The 16,923-nt window shown below is 33.8% G+C and carries 18 protein-coding genes; 6 read left to right on the top strand and 12 right to left on the bottom strand.

The genetic code is table 11. The features are described 5' to 3' along the window. Window positions 1-135: 135 nt before the first annotated feature. From CEF19_RS16010 to CEF19_RS15985, 6 genes are all read right to left on the bottom strand, one after another. Window positions 136-1,020: a GNAT family N-acetyltransferase gene (locus tag CEF19_RS16010; RefSeq protein WP_100406976.1), complete on the bottom strand. Its 885-nt coding sequence runs from the start codon at window positions 1,018-1,020 to the stop codon at window positions 136-138. 95 nt (window positions 1,021-1,115) lie between these two features. Next, window positions 1,116-1,466: a VOC family protein gene (locus CEF19_RS16005; RefSeq protein ID WP_100406975.1), complete on the bottom strand. Its 351-nt coding sequence runs from the start codon at window positions 1,464-1,466 to the stop codon at window positions 1,116-1,118. Between the two features lie 99 nt (window positions 1,467-1,565). Continuing rightward, window positions 1,566-2,255, bottom strand: coding sequence for an HAD family hydrolase (locus CEF19_RS16000; RefSeq protein WP_100406974.1), 690 nt, complete (start codon window positions 2,253-2,255; stop codon window positions 1,566-1,568). A gap of 98 nt (window positions 2,256-2,353) precedes the next feature. After that, window positions 2,354-2,806: a GNAT family N-acetyltransferase gene (locus CEF19_RS15995; protein ID WP_100406973.1), complete on the bottom strand. Its 453-nt coding sequence runs from the start codon at window positions 2,804-2,806 to the stop codon at window positions 2,354-2,356. Window positions 2,807-3,013: 207 nt separating this feature from the next. Beyond that, window positions 3,014-3,511: a DfrD/DfrG/DfrK family trimethoprim-resistant dihydrofolate reductase gene (gene dfr, locus CEF19_RS15990; RefSeq protein ID WP_100406972.1), complete on the bottom strand. Its 498-nt coding sequence runs from the start codon at window positions 3,509-3,511 to the stop codon at window positions 3,014-3,016. A gap of 86 nt (window positions 3,512-3,597) precedes the next feature. After that, window positions 3,598-3,960, bottom strand: a complete 363-nt coding sequence (locus CEF19_RS15985; protein ID WP_100406971.1) for a VOC family protein — start codon at window positions 3,958-3,960, stop codon at window positions 3,598-3,600. Window positions 3,961-4,536: 576 nt separating this feature from the next. Here CEF19_RS15985 and CEF19_RS15980 point away from each other — a divergent pair. From CEF19_RS15980 to CEF19_RS15965, 4 genes are all read left to right on the top strand, one after another. After that, window positions 4,537-4,926 (top strand): GntR family transcriptional regulator, encoded by a 390-nt coding sequence (locus tag CEF19_RS15980; RefSeq protein WP_100406970.1) that lies wholly within the window; start codon window positions 4,537-4,539, stop codon window positions 4,924-4,926. Then, window positions 4,919-5,818: an ABC transporter ATP-binding protein gene (locus CEF19_RS15975; RefSeq protein ID WP_100406969.1), complete on the top strand. Its 900-nt coding sequence runs from the start codon at window positions 4,919-4,921 to the stop codon at window positions 5,816-5,818. Before CEF19_RS15980 ends, CEF19_RS15975 begins: the two co-directional genes overlap by 8 nt. Then, window positions 5,793-7,787 (top strand): DUF6449 domain-containing protein, encoded by a 1,995-nt coding sequence (locus CEF19_RS15970; RefSeq protein WP_100406968.1) that lies wholly within the window; start codon window positions 5,793-5,795, stop codon window positions 7,785-7,787. The genes CEF19_RS15975 and CEF19_RS15970 overlap by 26 nt, the downstream gene beginning before the upstream one ends. Before the next feature lie 359 nt (window positions 7,788-8,146). Further along, the gene (locus CEF19_RS15965; protein WP_100406967.1) at window positions 8,147-8,932 is read left to right on the top strand and encodes an alpha/beta fold hydrolase; all 786 of its coding nucleotides are present in this window, start codon (window positions 8,147-8,149) and stop codon (window positions 8,930-8,932) included. 67 nt (window positions 8,933-8,999) lie between these two features. Here CEF19_RS15965 and corA read toward each other — a convergent pair whose 3' ends face one another. Beyond that, complete coding sequence (corA, locus tag CEF19_RS15960) at window positions 9,000-9,956, bottom strand: magnesium/cobalt transporter CorA (RefSeq protein ID WP_100406966.1); 957 nt, start codon at window positions 9,954-9,956, stop codon at window positions 9,000-9,002. 273 nt (window positions 9,957-10,229) lie between these two features. Here corA and CEF19_RS15955 point away from each other — a divergent pair, with 273 nt between their 5' ends. After that, window positions 10,230-11,138 (top strand): hypothetical protein, encoded by a 909-nt coding sequence (locus tag CEF19_RS15955; RefSeq protein ID WP_100406965.1) that lies wholly within the window; start codon window positions 10,230-10,232, stop codon window positions 11,136-11,138. A gap of 65 nt (window positions 11,139-11,203) precedes the next feature. Here CEF19_RS15955 and CEF19_RS15950 read toward each other — a convergent pair whose 3' ends face one another. The 3 genes from CEF19_RS15950 to CEF19_RS15940 all read right to left on the bottom strand — a co-directional run bounded on the left by CEF19_RS15950 (window position 11,204) and on the right by CEF19_RS15940 (window position 13,881). Next, on the bottom strand, window positions 11,204-11,788 hold the full coding sequence (locus CEF19_RS15950; RefSeq protein ID WP_100406964.1) for a hypothetical protein: 585 nt from the start codon (window positions 11,786-11,788) through the stop codon (window positions 11,204-11,206). 294 nt (window positions 11,789-12,082) lie between these two features. Next, complete coding sequence (locus CEF19_RS15945) at window positions 12,083-12,682, bottom strand: CBO0543 family protein (protein ID WP_100406963.1); 600 nt, start codon at window positions 12,680-12,682, stop codon at window positions 12,083-12,085. A gap of 467 nt (window positions 12,683-13,149) precedes the next feature. Then, window positions 13,150-13,881 (bottom strand): YqcI/YcgG family protein, encoded by a 732-nt coding sequence (locus tag CEF19_RS15940; RefSeq protein ID WP_100408340.1) that lies wholly within the window; start codon window positions 13,879-13,881, stop codon window positions 13,150-13,152. Window positions 13,882-14,382: 501 nt separating this feature from the next. Here CEF19_RS15940 and CEF19_RS15935 point away from each other — a divergent pair. Further along, window positions 14,383-15,159: an STAS domain-containing protein gene (locus CEF19_RS15935; protein ID WP_100406962.1), complete on the top strand. Its 777-nt coding sequence runs from the start codon at window positions 14,383-14,385 to the stop codon at window positions 15,157-15,159. A 474-nt stretch (window positions 15,160-15,633) separates the two neighbouring features. On the opposite strand, the gene CEF19_RS15930 is transcribed toward CEF19_RS15935, so the two are convergent. After that, a complete protein-coding gene (locus CEF19_RS15930; protein WP_100406961.1) occupies window positions 15,634-15,951 on the bottom strand; it encodes an outer membrane protein assembly factor BamD in 318 nt (105 codons plus the stop codon). A 200-nt stretch (window positions 15,952-16,151) separates the two neighbouring features. After that, window positions 16,152-16,910: a DUF3891 family protein gene (locus CEF19_RS15925; protein ID WP_100406960.1), complete on the bottom strand. Its 759-nt coding sequence runs from the start codon at window positions 16,908-16,910 to the stop codon at window positions 16,152-16,154. Window positions 16,911-16,923 lie beyond the last annotated feature (13 nt).

Raw genomic sequence — 16,923 nt, 5'->3', positions numbered from 1 at the left:
GTCAATCAAAAAATTTAAGTTTTTTGCCTGCTCCGTTTTTCTAAACCAATTCAACTTCTAAAAAAAAGCTGTCTTAGCGACAACTCCTTTCTTTTAATCCCGGTGACCAATATGAACAACACATAATCGTTTGACTTATGCTTCCGAAGTAATAGGATGCTTAACGTATTCCGGAAAAATATTTTCATCATTTGTTTTTACAAACAAAGCTCCATCACGCTTTAATTTGTTACGTTCAAATAATACTCCCTTATAGTCTGGAGTGAAGCCAAAAACGATTTTAGTAGTACCTTCACCAGAAATTCCCAATAAAATATTGTATATATTCACTGGGGTTTTACTGATAATATCAAAAACCTCAACTTGATTCTCGCCTTTATTAAAAATAACAATAGCATCTTCTGATTCATGATAATACATATTATCGAAAAAGACATTTAAGCAATAATACATTAAAATACTCTGATCATTTCCTGTAGCAAAACGCCTTGAAACAGGTATCCTTTCATTCGACATTACATAGATGAAATTAAGGTCATCCATATTTAGTATGTCTAACTTCCGAAGTTTATTTTTGGGTTTGCGTTTAGTCGAAAACTTCGTAGAATATTGATATTCTTCCACTCTTTCAAAACCAAACTTCGGATAAAAGTCTAAGACACTTTGATTGGCAAAGAGATATATGAAATCGCAGGTATTTTTATATTCCTCTAAAACTTTACAGAGCAATCTACTAGAAAGTCCCTTGTTTCGGTAATCGGGATGTGTCATAACTGTTCCCACCTGTAGGGCGCGATGTTGCTTGCCATGAATGATTAAATCAATACTATTAATTGAGACATTGGCTACTACCTTATCTTCAACCACATATGATAAGGGTATATAGCTCTTTCCCCAAAAGCCTTTTTCATACCAACTTTGAAAATTTAAGCCAAATATACTGTTAGCGAGCTCGAAAAAGCTTTCTCTGAGTTGCTCATTTTCTCTATAATCCTTATAGAATTGTTCCTTTGTTACCAAGCACTTCTCCTCCAGTAGCAAGTAAATTCTTCTGCACCATCAAAGTAAAAGAAGGCGCTCCATACTGAATAACTCTATTTGTTAGTGAAACAAGATTAACACTTGCACACCATTAATTGGTTCCCATCAGGGTCTTTGAAATTAAACCAATGGTTATGCTCAATTTCTGTTGTTAACTCGACATTCTTACCCTTCATATACTCGTACGCTTGCTCTATATTGTCCGTATTCAAATGAAAAGCTGGAGCTCTAAAAATATTGTTCTCTGAATATATCTTGCTATCTAATACTATTCCTGTTCCAATCATAGGTACCACATATAAATGACCAAATAATATCTCCCCATCTGCTGGTAACCCAAGGATATCGCAATACCAGTCACGAGCCGCTTCAACATTACTTACAGGAATAAAAATTGTCCCGATTTGATTTAATATAGGGTTCATACGCTACCTCCAAAAATGAATTTTTTTATATTAGTTTACTAATTCCTTCTTGGGCTCCCATGCCAATAAATTTAGCTGAATAATCTTCGGAAAAACAGTTTAGATTTTGACGAGTGTTGGAATCTTTAAAACATCAGCTAATGTCGTAACCATAAAATCTGGTTGGACTTTACCATTGTGTTTTTTATTACTCCTATTTACCCACACACTTTTAATCCCTACATTTTTAGCCCCTGTTACATCACTTGATAAAGAGTCACCAACGTGTATTACTTCTTTTCGGGATAAATTACATTGCTTTAAAGCGTATGTAAACATTTCTGAACGAGGCTTATACGATTTCACATCTTCGCTTGTAATGACTTCTTTAAGTTTTAATTGATGCAGGTTAATAGCTTTCAAAATATCTGAGCGGTCGATATTTGAGAGTATGTAAATTGGAATCGTATTCTCTTTAAAGAATTCCAACGAATCATTAAAAATTGCGGGTTTCATCCAGTGATTAAACAACATTTCACTTAATTCATTTTCTTTTAATGTAGAAGAGTAGTGGTTTAAAGTATTTCGTAAAGAAATTCTTTCTAATTCCCGTTGAGTTAAAAATGAATCACCATAGCTTTCTCTAAACAAATTATAAAATTCATCCCACCAAAAACCTCCAATTTTAGATGATGTAACTTCTTCTTTATTGGTATTTGTTTTTATTTGCCTACAAATATCTGAAATAATTTCTCCATCTTCGTGTACTACAGTTCCATAAAAATCCAAAAAAATAGCTTTAATAGTCATAATTCCTCCCCAAGCCCTTATATTTTTATTGGGATTCTACAAAGGTAATTTACCTTGATGATATTCCTCCTCAATATTTTATTATTAGTTCTAACCACCTAGCTATAACATTCGGACTTACTATTTAATGACATCTGAAAATGATGACAAGAAATATCTAATCCACCTTTGAGGTAAAATCGATGGGCATCGTGTCTATGAACCCCAGAATCTAAATGGAATTGTTCACATCCATTTTCCCTAGCTTGATTAATTAGCCAATCCCATAATACTTTCGCATACCCATTACGACGACTAGCTTCATTTGTAATTAAATCATCCAAATAAAAGTATTTTCCCCAGGCTAAAGATTCGTTAACCTTATATCCAGCTACTGCTTTTACTTCATTATTATCCATAAGTGCAACTAAATTAAAATTATAATTCAGTTGTAAACGTTTGATTCTTTCTAAATAGTTATCTACTGTCAAATGTGGACGTAGCTCGTTGACTGTACTAAAAGTAGAGAGGATTTCTGAATCAGATTTCATTACTTTTACCTTTATCCCCATTATTTCATCTCCTCTTTGAGTAAATATTACTAATTAGGATCTTTATTCGACTATTCTCCAGGGGAATTAGGGGTGATTCCCCACGTAAAGTATATTTTTATTGAAAATTGCAAAAGAGAGTGACTTGAACTAACGACATAAATTTACTACAAAACTATAGTATCAATATTTAAAGTTATGAAAGGGAAGTAAGTGGGGTGGATTGCGTTAACTAAATAAAGTTTTTCTTCTATAAATATGAAAGTAATAATCATAAGGATTTTTCTCATTCCTAACTCCTTTTTCAACTGACACTTCTTTCCATTCATCGAAATTAACTTCTGGAAAGAATGTATCTCCTTCAAATTCATGGTGAATTTTCGTAATATAAATTTTTTCAACGTAGGGCAAGAATTTATTATATATCTGTTCTCCTCCGAAAATGAAAACTTCATCTTCCTCTTTACATAAGTCAAAAACATCTTCGATTGAATGAGCAATTTCACAGCAGTCAAAGTTAAAATCCTTGTCTCTTGTCAAAATAATATTCCTTCTTTCTGGCAAAGCCCTTCCAATTGACTCAAGGTTCTTTCTACCCATTATGATTGGACATCCTTTTGTAGTATTTTTTACATACTTCCAATCTTCTGGGATTCTCCATGGGATATCATTCTCTTTTCCAATTACTCTATTCTTATCCATCGCAACAATTAATGAAATCCCCATATAAAACACAGCCTTTTAAACTATTTTAATATGTAATTTTATTGATTTCCTCTGTTCCGCTAAATGCTATTTTAAAAAAGCAAATTCTAAATTTCTTTAATAATCTCTACTCTATTACCAAAAGGATCTCTAAACTCAAAACGTTCATTATTAGGAATGGGCACAGAATCTAAAATATCAATCCTATTTTCCTCTAACAATCTTCTCCAGTATGAAATATCTTCTACTTGATACGCCAAGTGTGCTTTTGTTGTTAATCGATCAAATCCTTCTTCTGTACCTATATGAACCTCTATGTTCCCAACTTTCAGCCAAAAACCTCCCCGTCCTTTTAGAGTATCTGGTTTTTCAATTTCCTCTAAACCTAATACATTGCAATAAAACTTCTTACCTTCTTCTTCAGTCCCCTTTGGTATAGTGATTTGTGCGTGATGTAATCCAATAATCATATTCCTTCCCTCCTTAATAGGGATAACCTGAGTTCCTTACTTGGTCTACAAGGATAAGATAAACTAGACGATGAAAAAAACAATTACTTTTCAATCTTCCTTACTTGCTGCTATAAAGTCTTTACTACCCGTTTCACTAATTTGTTCATTTGAATAATAAGCTTTATTTCAGATAGTTCACTATAATGTCTAAAAAAAAGCCATACTTATTGCCAGCGCTAAAGGTATTAATTCCTTTAGTTGATGTTACTTCCATAAAAAAACGTCCAACCAATTATTTCTCCAAGTCCAGCATAGAAAAATAAAGGGATATAAAATAAGTAAAATTAATAAAACTCTCATTTATCATTCATCCTAAAGAACCTAGTAATCTGATATATATGTACTTTTTATTTTACCATAATTAGCCTATTTCTAGGATAAAAAAGGTATTTTTTTAGAATTTCCCTGGTCTTAAATAGTAACTTTATTTTCCATTTTTATAAATTAGTGTTGCATAATCATTTTCACCGTATTATATTATGTAATACAGTTAGTCTGATTAATAGGACACATCCTCATTGAAAGGAGGCCCATATGTTTCAACTAGACATCAGAAGCAGAGTGCCCATTTATGAACAGTTAGTTGGTAAATTAAAGGAACTGATTATTCATGAAGTGTATCAACCAAACCAGCAACTTCCTTCTGTAAGAGTACTTGCACAAAAGTTAACAGTTAATCCCAACACCATCCAAAAATCTTACCGTGAGTTAGAATTACAAGGCTATATTTATTCGATTCCAGGGAAAGGGAAATTTGTTGCTCCTCAGGCAACAACCACAAATAATAAGAAGGTGACGAAAATGAAACAAGAATTGCTAAAGTTATTATCAGAAGCCCTCTACCTTGGTATAGACAAAGAAGAAATTCTTTCATTGATTACGATTGCCGAACAAACAACGAAAGGAGTGAACCAAGATGATTAATGTGACAAATCTCAAAAAAGGATTTGAAGGAGTCGAGGCTATAAGGGACCTATCTGTTGATATACGCAAGGGGTCGATATATGGTCTTCTTGGTTCTAATGGAGCTGGAAAAACGACATTTTTAAAGATGCTTGCTGGGATTTACAAGCCAAACCAAGGAGAAGTTCTTATTGATAATGAACCAGTATTTGAAAACGTAAAAATAAAACAAAGAATGATTTTCCTCGCTGATTCTTTGTATTTTTATCCGAATACGACGATACAACAAGCAGCACTTTTTTATCAATCGATGTATCCTTTTTGGAACGAAACGCGATTTAAGATGTTACAAAAAGTATTTCAAATCGATGTGACAAAAAAAATCCATCGACTTTCAAAAGGTATGCAACGCCAAGTCGCTTTTTGGCTAACCTTATCGGCGATGCCAGCTATCTTGATATTGGATGAACCATTAGATGGGTTAGATGCTGTTATGAGGCAAAAAATTAAAAATCTTCTCATTCAAGATGTCGCAGAACGTGAATTGACGATTTTAATTTCCTCTCATAATTTACGAGAAGTGGAAGACCTTTGTGACAATGTTGCCATTATGCATGAGGGAAAGATTATTATTGAGAAAGATTTAGATGATTTGAAATCAGACGTACATAAAATTCAAGTGGCCTTTAAACAAGATATACCATCTGCCTTTTTAAATGATTTTTCTATTCTTTATAAAGAAGAGCGTGGCAGTGTCCTTCTCTATATAGTACGAGGGAAAGAAAGCGATATTGCCGCTCATGTGTTAGCCCAGAAGCCGGCTATATTTGATTTACTTCCGTTAACCTTAGAAGAAATATTTATCTATGAAATGAGGGATGTTGGCTATGAGATTGAAAACGTTATTGTTTAATCAAGGAATCTTTATACAAGACATTCGTAATGTCGGATGGGTTAGTTTAGGCTATTTTCTATGTTTGCTGTTTGCTTTACCTTTGCAACTTCTAATGGCTTATACAAACGATAATCAATTTTATCAGTATATCCCCCCTAAAAGTTTATTTGGTCTTTCACATGAATTTCAAATTTTCTTAACTTTTACCTTACCCGTTTTATTAGCTATTTTTTTATTTCGATACATTCAAGTAAAACTTTCTAGTGATTTTACGCATAGCCTGCCTATTAAAAGAGGCCACCTCTTTAATCAACACGTTATAGTTGGTTTACTTGTGTTAGTGATTCCCGTTTTTATGGTGGGTATCGTTTTATTAGGGTTAAGTCAATTTATGCCCTATGATGAATTATTGTCAGTTCAGTCTATTCTTAAATGGATGAGCGTTACCACACTTTTTAATGTTTTTGTCTTTTTAGCAGGAGTATTTGTAGCAATGTTTACAGGAATGTCCGTTTTACAAGGAGCCCTAACCTATATACTCTTTGTTTTTCCTGTAGGAGTTACGGTTCTATTCCTAACTAATTTAGAATTTTATTTATTTGGTTTTGCAGCTGATTACTATTTGCATCAGCAAATCGATAGAGTCATTCCTTTTGTAAGGTTAGAACAGTTGGAACGTATACCGCTTACCCTTAGCGAGGTCCTTATTTATTTGCTACTAAGTCTCGGCTTTTACCTTTGCGCGCGTTTGGTTTATAACAGAAGACATACTGAAACAGCGACTCAAGCCATTGCCTTTGAATCATTACGCCCTGTTTTTTTGTATGGAACTACCTTTTGCACGATGCTAGTTGGTGGACTCTATTTCGGTAGCTTACAAGGTGGTATTGGTTGGATCTTATTTGGTTATATTACAGCATCTCTTCTAGGTTATTTTCTCTCAATGATGATTTTAGAGAAAAGCTGGAGAGTTTTTTCTAAATGGAAAGGATATCTTATTTATTCGCTTGTTGTTATGATTTTAGGATTCTCTTTTCAGATTGATATGTTTGGTTTTGAAAGAAAAATACCGAACAGCGATGAGATAGAAGGTATCTACTTTGGGGAATCCATCTATTCTTTAATAGAGTTGGATCAAAGCATTGAAAATGTTCATTATAATAAACGCGATTATATTGAGCAAAGTTATTATTATGAACAAAGTGAAAGCATTCAAAACATTCGCAACTTTCACGAACAAATTATAAAAGATCAGCTTAAACCTTTGTCAAATCAAAGTAATTCTGTCGCTGTTCGATATGATTTAGAAAATGGTGACCAAATAGTTAGGAAGTATGATATCTCTCCTCAAGCTTACGATAGCCAATATAGAGAGATTCTCGAATCTACAGAATACAAACGGAATCAGAACCCTGTTCTTAAGGTCGAAGAATTAACAAACCTTGATCATATTACAATAAATGCACATCAGTCAGGGACTCGTGTGATTTTAACAAACCAACAGGACATTGAAGAGTTTCATCATATGTTACAAGCTGATGTATCCGAGCAGACGCTAGAGGAAATCCTCGATCAACGTTATTGGCGGTCAGATATTGAATATGAATTTAAAGATAATAAATTTCTTAATATCAACTGGAAAAAATCGTATTCTCATATCGAAGAATGGCTAGAGGAAAAAGGTCTTCTCTCACAAGCACGAGAAACAGCCGACGATATTACTTACGCGTATGTAATGAAGAATGAAGAAAATCGGGATTTGTATGAATTTATTCATGAGAATAATTTGGAATTGAATTTTGAACAAAGGGAAGAAGCTATAAAACTAGATGACCCATTAGAATTAGAAGAAGTACTTAAAAAATCAAGTGGAAACCATGACGGTGAGTATATTATCGGCTTTTACTATAAGCAGAGTTCATATCCTGATTTCCAAACAATTAGTCTGGAACAAGTACCAGACTTCATACTTAAAAAACTCCCATGACTTCTGAAAGCCACTGAAAAAGGAAAAATCGACCTTTTTTAGTGGTTTCCACTTCTGTCATGGTTTTTTACAACGCCAAGGTCTTTGGTTAAATCTATTCTTTAATAGCTTGCTTATCTATTACTTTAACTGAGTGTTACCCTCTGGAATAAGTAGTAATCAACACACTCTCTGCACCTATTTTTCTTTTTATTATATGATGAATTAATTTTTAAATCGTTCCGGTTTTCCATTAATGGGTGAAACTACTCCGAATAATAAGGGGAAAGTTAAGGAATAGTAAGAATAAAATTATTCGTATAGGCTTATCACTTGGTGTCCCGTTCTAGGCCAAGCGTGGAAGGAGATGAATAAACCAGATGTCGTTTGCAATAGAAAAGAATCAACCCTCTATTTACTATGAAACCATCGGTAAAGGAACAGCGGTTATTCTCATTCCTCCACCTGGTGTCGGACACCTAACGTTTCGATATCAAGTTGGGTTAATGGATGTATGTAAGCTGATTACTTTTGATATAAGAGGTGATTGTCGTAGCGGTCGGAGTTCTGAACCGATGACAATGACACAACTTGCTTATGATGTGAAACGGGTGTTAGATGCCAACCGAATAGATAAAGCTGTAATTTGTGGTTACTCAAACGGAGCCTGTATCGCCCAAGAATTTGCACTCATCTATCCCGAACGAACATCTGGCCTTATTCTCATTGGTGCCTACTTTGAAGTAAGAAGTTTTTTATTGGAGAAGGAATATAAGCTTGGTATTTGGGCTGCCAAAAATGAGTTAATGACTCTCTTAGCAGGGGCTCTTGCCAAAAACCATTTTTCTAATAACCAAGCAGCGGAAGAATTGTATAGAGAGATCAAACGAACAGATCCCCAAATGTTAGCAAACCAGTATCATGTTGGCTTAAAATACAGTAGTGCCGATCGGCTTCACAGAATAAAAGTACCGTTATTTTTAATTTACGGTTCCAGAGATTATTATATTCAGTCCTATCAATATCTTTTTCGCCGGGTAATACGTGAAACGGAAGTTGCGTATATCCAGCAAACAAAACATCAAGTTCCTACAAAGGCTCCACACGAATGTAATGCTTTAATTAGAGAATGGATGGGCAGAAAAAAGTTAATTCCTTCTTATTAAAAAAGGTGCCTAAATAACACCTCTGTAAACACCTTTTTATCGTTAGAAAAATACTTCCAACCCAAGTTCATTTAAACCAGCCCTTTCTCTTAAACCAGAGATACATTAATAATCCTACTATCCCCATAAATCCAAGGGAAAGCAAGTAACCGTATTTCCACGTTAATTCAGGCATATTTTCAAAATTCATTCCGTATATCCCCGCAATAAAAGTTAAAGGAGCGAAAATAGAAGTAATTATGGTAAGAACTTTCATCACATTATTTGTCTGATGAGAATTCAACGATAGGTAGCTGTCTCGTATATCTGCTGTGATTTCTCTATTAGACATAACCATTTCTGATAATTTCAAAAGATGGTCATAAATGTCCGAAAAATATTCTCTTCTCTCCCTTATTCCGCTTAAATGGTGAGAATTCAACATCCGGTAAAGTAAATCACGCATTGGATTAACGGAATGCCTTAAATTCAATAACATATATCTTGTATCAAACAATTCATTCATTAAATAGTCCATAGATTTATTTTGTGTATTATCTTCAATTTTGTCTAAATCATCTTCAATTTTATAAATTAGAGGGAAGTAGTTATCTACAATCTTGTCCAAAACTTGATAAAACAAATAATACGTATCTCGTTTTTTAAAGCTTTTCTGAGACAATAATTTATCCCAAACGTGATTAATTTCCTTTGCTGGTTTGCGATGAAATGTAACAATAAAGTTTTCTCCGATGAAAAAGTCTAATTCTTCTTTTACAATTTCTTTCTCTTCTTCTCGAATAATATGTGTCACATAAAAAGTATAGTCCTCATAATAATCTAATTTTGGACGCTGAAGTCTCTGTACACAGTCTTCAATAGCAAGTGGGTGGAATTGAAACGTATCAGCTAAATGTTTTACCTCTTCTTCAGTTGGTTCACTAAAGTCAACCCAATACCATTTATATTTAGTGGAATTTAGAGAATCTATAGAAATATCTGTTTCCAAATTATTTTCATTTGTGATTCCAATGAGCTTTATCATAGCTTACACCTTCTTAATAGAGACTTATAATAGTTTACATCCTCCCTGAGGTCGATATAATTCAACTTTACCACAATTTAATTTATCCCAGTCTTCCTATCCTCTAACGATAGCAATCTTGTTCGTTTATGTATGCCATTTGCAAGGAAATAATTTAATTTAAATTAATATTAGGATTAAAAATAAATATAAAAATAATTACATATATGGTAAAATACTGTATGTTATACATTGTTATTTCATGAGGTACTTAAAATCCGAAGGGTGAGATTAATGAGTAAAATGGCTAAGTTCATATTTTCTAGACAAGAAAAACTCTATCTCTCAGTAAAAGATGAAAAAGTGATGGCCTGGATAGGGATTCTTGGAATTGTTCTGGGTGCTATTTGTCTAGTTATTATACTTTTTAAAGGTTCTGTTACTCCTCCGGAGGGTGATTTGTTTAAAGCCGTTTCGTTCAATGTAGCCCTTGGTATATTTGCCATAACCACAGCATTTCTCTTGCCGTTTTCCACTTTCAGACCTAAAAGCAGGAGTATCTTACGTTGGTCAATTATTTTTCTAACCTTATATAGTTATAGTATTGAAACCATTCAACACCTTAGGGGTTTAAATCCACGTTTCAGTACTTCGGCTGGACCACTTGATATTATTTTTGGTGCCTTATTTGGACTGTTTTCTATAGCAATTGTTATTTATTATGTAATAATTTCAATCAACTTTTTTCGAAAAAGAACAAAGGTAAGTCGACCTCTTTTAGTAAGTGGCATTCGTTACGGAATGCTGTCAACATTTATTGCATTTATAGGTGGCCTTTGGATGATTGCTTTACAAGGTCGATATTTCGGTGATAGTGGAAACATTATTTGGTTACACGGCTTGGCTTTCCACGGATTGCAAATAATCCCCCTAATCGCTCTTCTAACAGAAAAAACTATTTTATCAGAAAAGCTAAAAAGAAGGTGGATTCATATTAGTGGCGTTTCTTGGCTATCTGCGCTACTTATAATTGGAATTCAAACAGGTATTGGTATATCCATTTTTCAAATCTCAATACCTAGTGTTTTAGCTCTTTGTTTGATAGGTATAACCGCTACTATCTTCTTACAATTACTTCGGAGCGTTATTATAACTAAACATATCAGTGTGACTGAAGGTAAAAAGGAATTCACTGAAGGCTAATTCCCAAAACAAGACTTTTTAATCATCATACTAGGTATTTTTTCCGGAAAATAACTAGTATGATGCTAAATGGCAACTTTATTATCTATTCGGTGCTTGCGCATCCGTAGAAATAATTTTGTTAATAGGTAAGCCAATATAAACAAGACGATGTAAATTAAAAATATTAGAAAATAATTGACCCATTTATACTTTTTAAATAAGTCGAGACTTACTAACAACGGTTTAAATCCAAAGCCGAAAATGAGGGCCGTTATGGTCGCATAAAGGTAAAAGTTCTTTTTTGGGTTTAAAGTCCATTGGAAAACTAACATAATCGTAATCGGAATAATTGATGTATCAAGTGAAAAACTTGGGAGAAACGGCAAAATCTGATATGGATATCCCCATAACCCAAATCGAATACCACTTGCATCTGTATAAGCAAATAAAACATGGACTGCAAATCCAAAAAATCCTATTAAAAATATGTTTTCTCGATCTATTATAAAAAATAAAACGATTAGTGGACCTATCAACAAAAGGAGAACCACCCAAAATTGCCATGTTCCAAGGTTTGAGTATTGCTGCCAATATTGTATACTTTCGTTTGTAAAGATCTCTTGAATAGAAACTAATTTCTCGAAATATTCATGTTGGTGGGTATCCAAAAAAAACTTCCTAAACTTCAGCTTTTTGAATAGTTTTCCCATGACGAGGAATTTTATTCCCACACTGCTCTTATGTTTTCGATTATAATCAGAAACTTTTATGGCTTTACGGTAAGTTTTCCAAGTGAAGAACTTTTAAATTAGTTCACGTTGATTTACAATTCCTTTTTTCTTATACGTTCTTCGTAAATCCTTACTCGTTCTTCCGTTTCTGTAAAATAAGGAGTCGGCACCACCACATTAATCGCTATTAGAACAATTTCTACTGTAACCGTCCCCCCCTACTCTCGGTTGCTATTTTAAAGTACCTACGTAATAACCGCCAAGGAAAATAGTTACAATGAGGACAAAATGTATAATGAACCATCCGACTTTTCCGTAATGAAGATGTTGAATATTAAGTGGTTTACGTAAGTGGTCAGGAACGATTTTACCTCCTAACCATTCAAATAATAGTAAATAAATCCACCACCATGTATATGAGTCCCAAAAGTCCCATTTAAAATTGTATTCAATAATACGTGTATTTTTTAACACGAGTGTCTCAAAAAACATCCCTATATGGATAATCACCCAATAAAAGGGGATTTTCCAAGCCCAAATTTTAGGACTGTATCTCACCCCGATTAAAACAAGCAATGGAAAGGAAGTAGTTACCGCCGTAATAGGCATTGTGGACAATCTCGGAAAAAGTCGATAAGGATATGAGTAAAAACCCAATTTCACGAATAATAAACAAATGATATTACCGACAAGGGCACTTATTAAAAACAATAGCCCAAAACGTTTCCAGTCTAATCTTAAAAAATATATTAGCCCAACTACCCCCACAACAAAAACAGCTAAAAGAATAAAAGTTTCTATATTAGTACCAATATTTATGTATTGGTTCATATACATATTTCTCCTTTTCATACACTCTATGATTTATACCATTATCATCTCCCTGCTATCCCTTTACTATGTAAAAATCTTACAACACAACTGAACTATTTCCTTACTCGTTTTAAGGTAATGCTGCGCCGTTTGTTGAAGAAAATGTTAGGTACACCTCATTATTTTCTTGACTGTTTCCTGACTTCTTAATTTTTTCTTTAAAAATTCAATCGCATGTTCTATTTCTTTCTCATTGTTAATGTGGGGCGAATAATCGTGCAGGAGTACCAGATTCACGATATGCTATCCTTCAGCAGTAATCGAAAAGCGGTAAGTATGATAAGGAAGCGATCTTGCCAGAAAACAAAAAAAGATTGCCAACCTTATCGGGAGATTCGGAGTGGATGACAATCTTGTCTTCGAAATAGGATTGAATCTATAGTGGGTTTGAGTACAAAAAGATTGTAATGATAAAATGGCGTTTTTTAGCTGTCTTTATGTTGGAAGGGACATTTTCCCTGAATTGGCTCACTGTCATCACCAATAAAGAATTGTTTCCATTCATTGTGTTCTGGATCTCCAAAATGTGAAATATCAGGATGCTTCGGGAGATTGTCCCACTTTTCAACCCGTTCTCTGACCTTTTCACGTGACATAATTCCTCCTTTCTCGGTTCCTTCAAGCCCCTCAAAAATCTTCCGGGGTTGGAAGCCAAGGACTAGGCTATTCCCGAGATCACGGGTTTTTCGTTGTTTGTAGGCGGGGGCATTTCCAAAGATAAAGATTGGTTCTCCTGCGAAATGAAAGTCCCATAAATAATGCTCAGGATTCTTCGGCTTCCCCTCTGGCCATTTCTTTGGATCATTTTCATGCAAATTTTGCAAGATGTCCCAAAACCTTTTACGGTAGTGTTCAATATCTCCTTCTTCTTTTTCGGGTTCAACAAAAACAAAAAGGCCATGACGAATATACGGCGGTTCCCTAAACAACGTTAGGAAATCTTCGAGTGCCTGCGGCAGATTTGAACAATCGTTCTGGGTGATATAGGCATAGCGCAACTCACCCTTATTCTCCGCATTCATGCCAAAATAGCAAGGAAAGGTCTTATTAGTGACGGTTCGATGAAAGGTCTTGTATTCATTTATTACCCAATTAGGGACTACGTTTGGATCGGTCATATCTTCTTTTGTCAGAAGCTTTTTTACTTTGGCTAACATTCCAATTCTCCCTTTCTCTTTCTCTTCATCTTCACTTTGTATACAGATACCCTCATGACAATTACTTAAAACTTCACATTCATTCAATGTAGTAATAGTGCCCATTAATACGAAGCGTGGGTTTATAAAACATAACCTAAAAATTAGTTTCTCTTTCAACAGGTATTTTGAAATAAAGTAAGAGTAAGAAAATATGATAATTCAAGCAATATACTATGTAATTGATTAAGGTGTTCTTAATCATGTTAACCCATTACACCCTAATACCTATTATATTTCTTCAAGAACAACCCAAATGACACCAAGAACAACAAATACAATTCAGAACAGGAGCGGCAATGAAATACATTCATAATATATGTTGCTGAACCGAGAACTAATATGTTGTTTTATCAATTGACTTAAAATAGATTAATAGTACTTGACTGAGCTTAACTTTCTTGTAAAGTATATTCCCCTGTTATATAATTATTTAAATTCTATCACAAGGTGGACAAGTTCATGAATCGACAAATACCAATTAATATATCGGGAACTGATGCTTTGAATAGTATAGGAGAAAATATTATTATTTCCGATAGAGACTATAATATTACATGGATGAATTCGAAAGCAACCAAGTCCTTATCGGCCATTGCTCCATTATATGGGCTTAAAAATGCAGATGACTTGATAGGATTAAAAATGGACTTTTTCCATAAAAAACCTAACTATCAAAGACGTGTTATGGCCGAGCTTGAGGATGGACATAGAGCTAGAATTAATATTCAAGGCAAGTTTGATGCCGATATCGTCGTAACCCCTATTAAGGGCAATGAAAATCCCGAACAAATTGAAGGTTATATGGTTATGCTAATGGATGTAACCACCCAAGCCGAAGAAGAAAAGAAAAAAGAGAAATTAATCCAAGATTTATCTGTTCCTATACTAAAAATATGGGATAAGACGATTGCCTTAACCCTTGTAGGTGAATTAGACTTGCAGCGTGGAGAGACTGTAATAGCCACTGTTTTAGAAGAGTGTGTCACAAAGGGCATAGAATATGTCGTGATAAGTCTAATAGGAATTAATAGTTTTGATGATAGTGTTAGACAAAACCTTCAAAAGTTATATGATTCTTTAAAATTGATTGGTGTAGAATGCATTATTGTTGGGATAAAACCAAAACTAGCAATGAATATTCGAGAATTAAGTAATATACTTACTTTCAGCGATGCTAATGCTGCACTAAAGTATATAATAGGGCTTCAATATAAGAAATCTGCAAAGAAAAATTAGCTATAATGACTTACTTGAATAGACTTATTAGTAAGTAAAAAAGCTCTCAAAAAAGGGCTTTTTTTCATAATCTTTACTATCGATATAACGTACTACTATCACTGTTCCTCAGATTTCAGCTACCTTATAAGGGGATTCTATAAAGTTCCTCCCCATTTACCGAATACTTATCTATTGAGATTTCCTCTTTTTAAATTCATTCTTTTTTAAATTAACATAATTCCTAACTAACCGATGGGAGCCCCACCGCTCCACGCCTTTATTCGAATACGGAATGTAAGTAGAGTTGTTATTGAGGTCTCTTATTTTGGATAATATTATAATGATAGTTGCTTCATCTTTCTCAAAACCACTTCCAGAACCCATTTGTCTTTAAATATTCATCCCTTTCTGTATTAGTTATTCCCTATGATCTCTGAAGTATATTGATTAGCGTGATATCATCAGAAAATGGCTACTGTTTTGCAGACATATCTATTCACCTGGCATATTTGTATCCGAGTCAACAAGTATGACTGGTGTACTAACTTCAACATTCTTTTTATCTTCAAAGGAAACAGATATCACCTGTTTCCCTTCATATCTGTTATCAAATAGCTCATAGCGCTCATCAGCAATGCTATCAGTGACTATCGCACCTTTCCAATCTCCTTTAGTGGTAGCATCCCAACCTTTTTGCTCAATAAATCCCCAAGCAAGTTCTTTTATACTTTCATTCTCATCTCGATTATTTGAACAACCAACTAGCAACGAAATTGAGAATAACGCTAATGCTAAAGATATAGATTTCATAGTTATCGCCTCCTTTACTTAAACGGTTAGAGATTATTTAAAGTTTCAAACTTTAATTTCTTATCACTATTCTAAAAATATCCAAATCGTCTTATTAGAATCTTCAACAATATGGTCTAAACGAAAAATAAGACATTTCTCATTAGGGTTAATGTCGTTATTCTATATAACCATTTCTTGAGACTAAAATAAGAAAGATATTATCTCCTCACAAATTTATACTCCCTAATTGTATGACTAGTTTGATTATAAGCTGAGTGTATCCCTATTTGCTCCCTTAAATCCTTTGAGACATCCTTACATTTCAACGTAGCCTTGAAATTATCCGTAAAAGGGAAAGGGTCTATCTTTATTTCAGTTTGGCTTAACCATTGTGCCGTAAATTTCTGATTATCTATCAGTGTTTCAAACCCATCTATATACCAAGGATGTTCTTCTCGTTTTTTTGAACCTTCCTCATTTAGACATACGTAAAGGGAAAGTTCATCACATAATTGCAATAACTTAAAATGTCTTTGAATTATCTCTTCATTTGGATAATGTAAATCATCCATTAATCTTTTTTGTCTCTTTCTTTCATGCTGTATATAATTTATACAAGCCTGGTGCTTTGAATCTCGAAGGTGTCCAAAAGACGTATAGTGAATACTACAAATTAAAGCTGCATATTTATTTATCTTTTCAACTTCATTGATTCCTTTGGTGTACATAACTATCTTTGGATATAGAGGATAATCCATAAAAGAAAAGGGGACATTTTTCTGATCATTCCATATTGGAATATCATCTAAACCAATCCACGCCCTATCATGCTCCCTTATCGCTATTAAAACGGACTCTTTATATTGTTCTTCCATAAATAAATTCTCCGAAAAGTACTTGGCCATTTCCCCTGCAAAGATTGCATGATCGTGTTGCGTTGTCATTTTAATATATTCCTTGGAATCTACAATTATCATAATTAAATCTCCC

This window comes from Bacillus solitudinis (genome assembly GCF_002797395.1).
Lineage (GTDB): Bacteria > Bacillota > Bacilli > Bacillales > Bacillaceae_D > Halalkalibacter_A > Halalkalibacter_A solitudinis.
The sequence above is the reverse complement of the archived record's forward strand: the minus strand, read 5'-3'. Positions and strand labels throughout refer to the sequence as shown.

Coding starts and splice junctions, on each gene's coding strand:
- CEF19_RS16005 (WP_100406975.1), bottom strand. CDS start 1,466: ATGAACCCTATATTAAATCAAATCGGGACAATTTTTATTCCTGTAAGT.
- CEF19_RS16000 (WP_100406974.1), bottom strand. CDS start 2,255: ATGACTATTAAAGCTATTTTTTTGGATTTTTATGGAACTGTAGTACAC.
- CEF19_RS15995 (WP_100406973.1), bottom strand. CDS start 2,806: ATGGGGATAAAGGTAAAAGTAATGAAATCTGATTCAGAAATCCTCTCT.
- dfr (WP_100406972.1), bottom strand. CDS start 3,511: ATGGGGATTTCATTAATTGTTGCGATGGATAAGAATAGAGTAATTGGA.
- CEF19_RS15985 (WP_100406971.1), bottom strand. CDS start 3,960: ATGATTATTGGATTACATCACGCACAAATCACTATACCAAAGGGGACT.
- CEF19_RS15980 (WP_100406970.1), top strand. CDS start 4,537: ATGTTTCAACTAGACATCAGAAGCAGAGTGCCCATTTATGAACAGTTA.
- CEF19_RS15975 (WP_100406969.1), top strand. CDS start 4,919: ATGATTAATGTGACAAATCTCAAAAAAGGATTTGAAGGAGTCGAGGCT.
- CEF19_RS15970 (WP_100406968.1), top strand. CDS start 5,793: ATGAGATTGAAAACGTTATTGTTTAATCAAGGAATCTTTATACAAGAC.
- CEF19_RS15965 (WP_100406967.1), top strand. CDS start 8,147: ATGTCGTTTGCAATAGAAAAGAATCAACCCTCTATTTACTATGAAACC.
- corA (WP_100406966.1), bottom strand. CDS start 9,956: ATGATAAAGCTCATTGGAATCACAAATGAAAATAATTTGGAAACAGAT.
- CEF19_RS15955 (WP_100406965.1), top strand. CDS start 10,230: ATGAGTAAAATGGCTAAGTTCATATTTTCTAGACAAGAAAAACTCTAT.
- CEF19_RS15945 (WP_100406963.1), bottom strand. CDS start 12,682: ATGAACCAATACATAAATATTGGTACTAATATAGAAACTTTTATTCTT.
- CEF19_RS15940 (WP_100408340.1), bottom strand. CDS start 13,881: ATGTTAGCCAAAGTAAAAAAGCTTCTGACAAAAGAAGATATGACCGAT.
- CEF19_RS15935 (WP_100406962.1), top strand. CDS start 14,383: ATGAATCGACAAATACCAATTAATATATCGGGAACTGATGCTTTGAAT.
- CEF19_RS15930 (WP_100406961.1), bottom strand. CDS start 15,951: ATGAAATCTATATCTTTAGCATTAGCGTTATTCTCAATTTCGTTGCTA.
- CEF19_RS15925 (WP_100406960.1), bottom strand. CDS start 16,910: ATGATAATTGTAGATTCCAAGGAATATATTAAAATGACAACGCAACAC.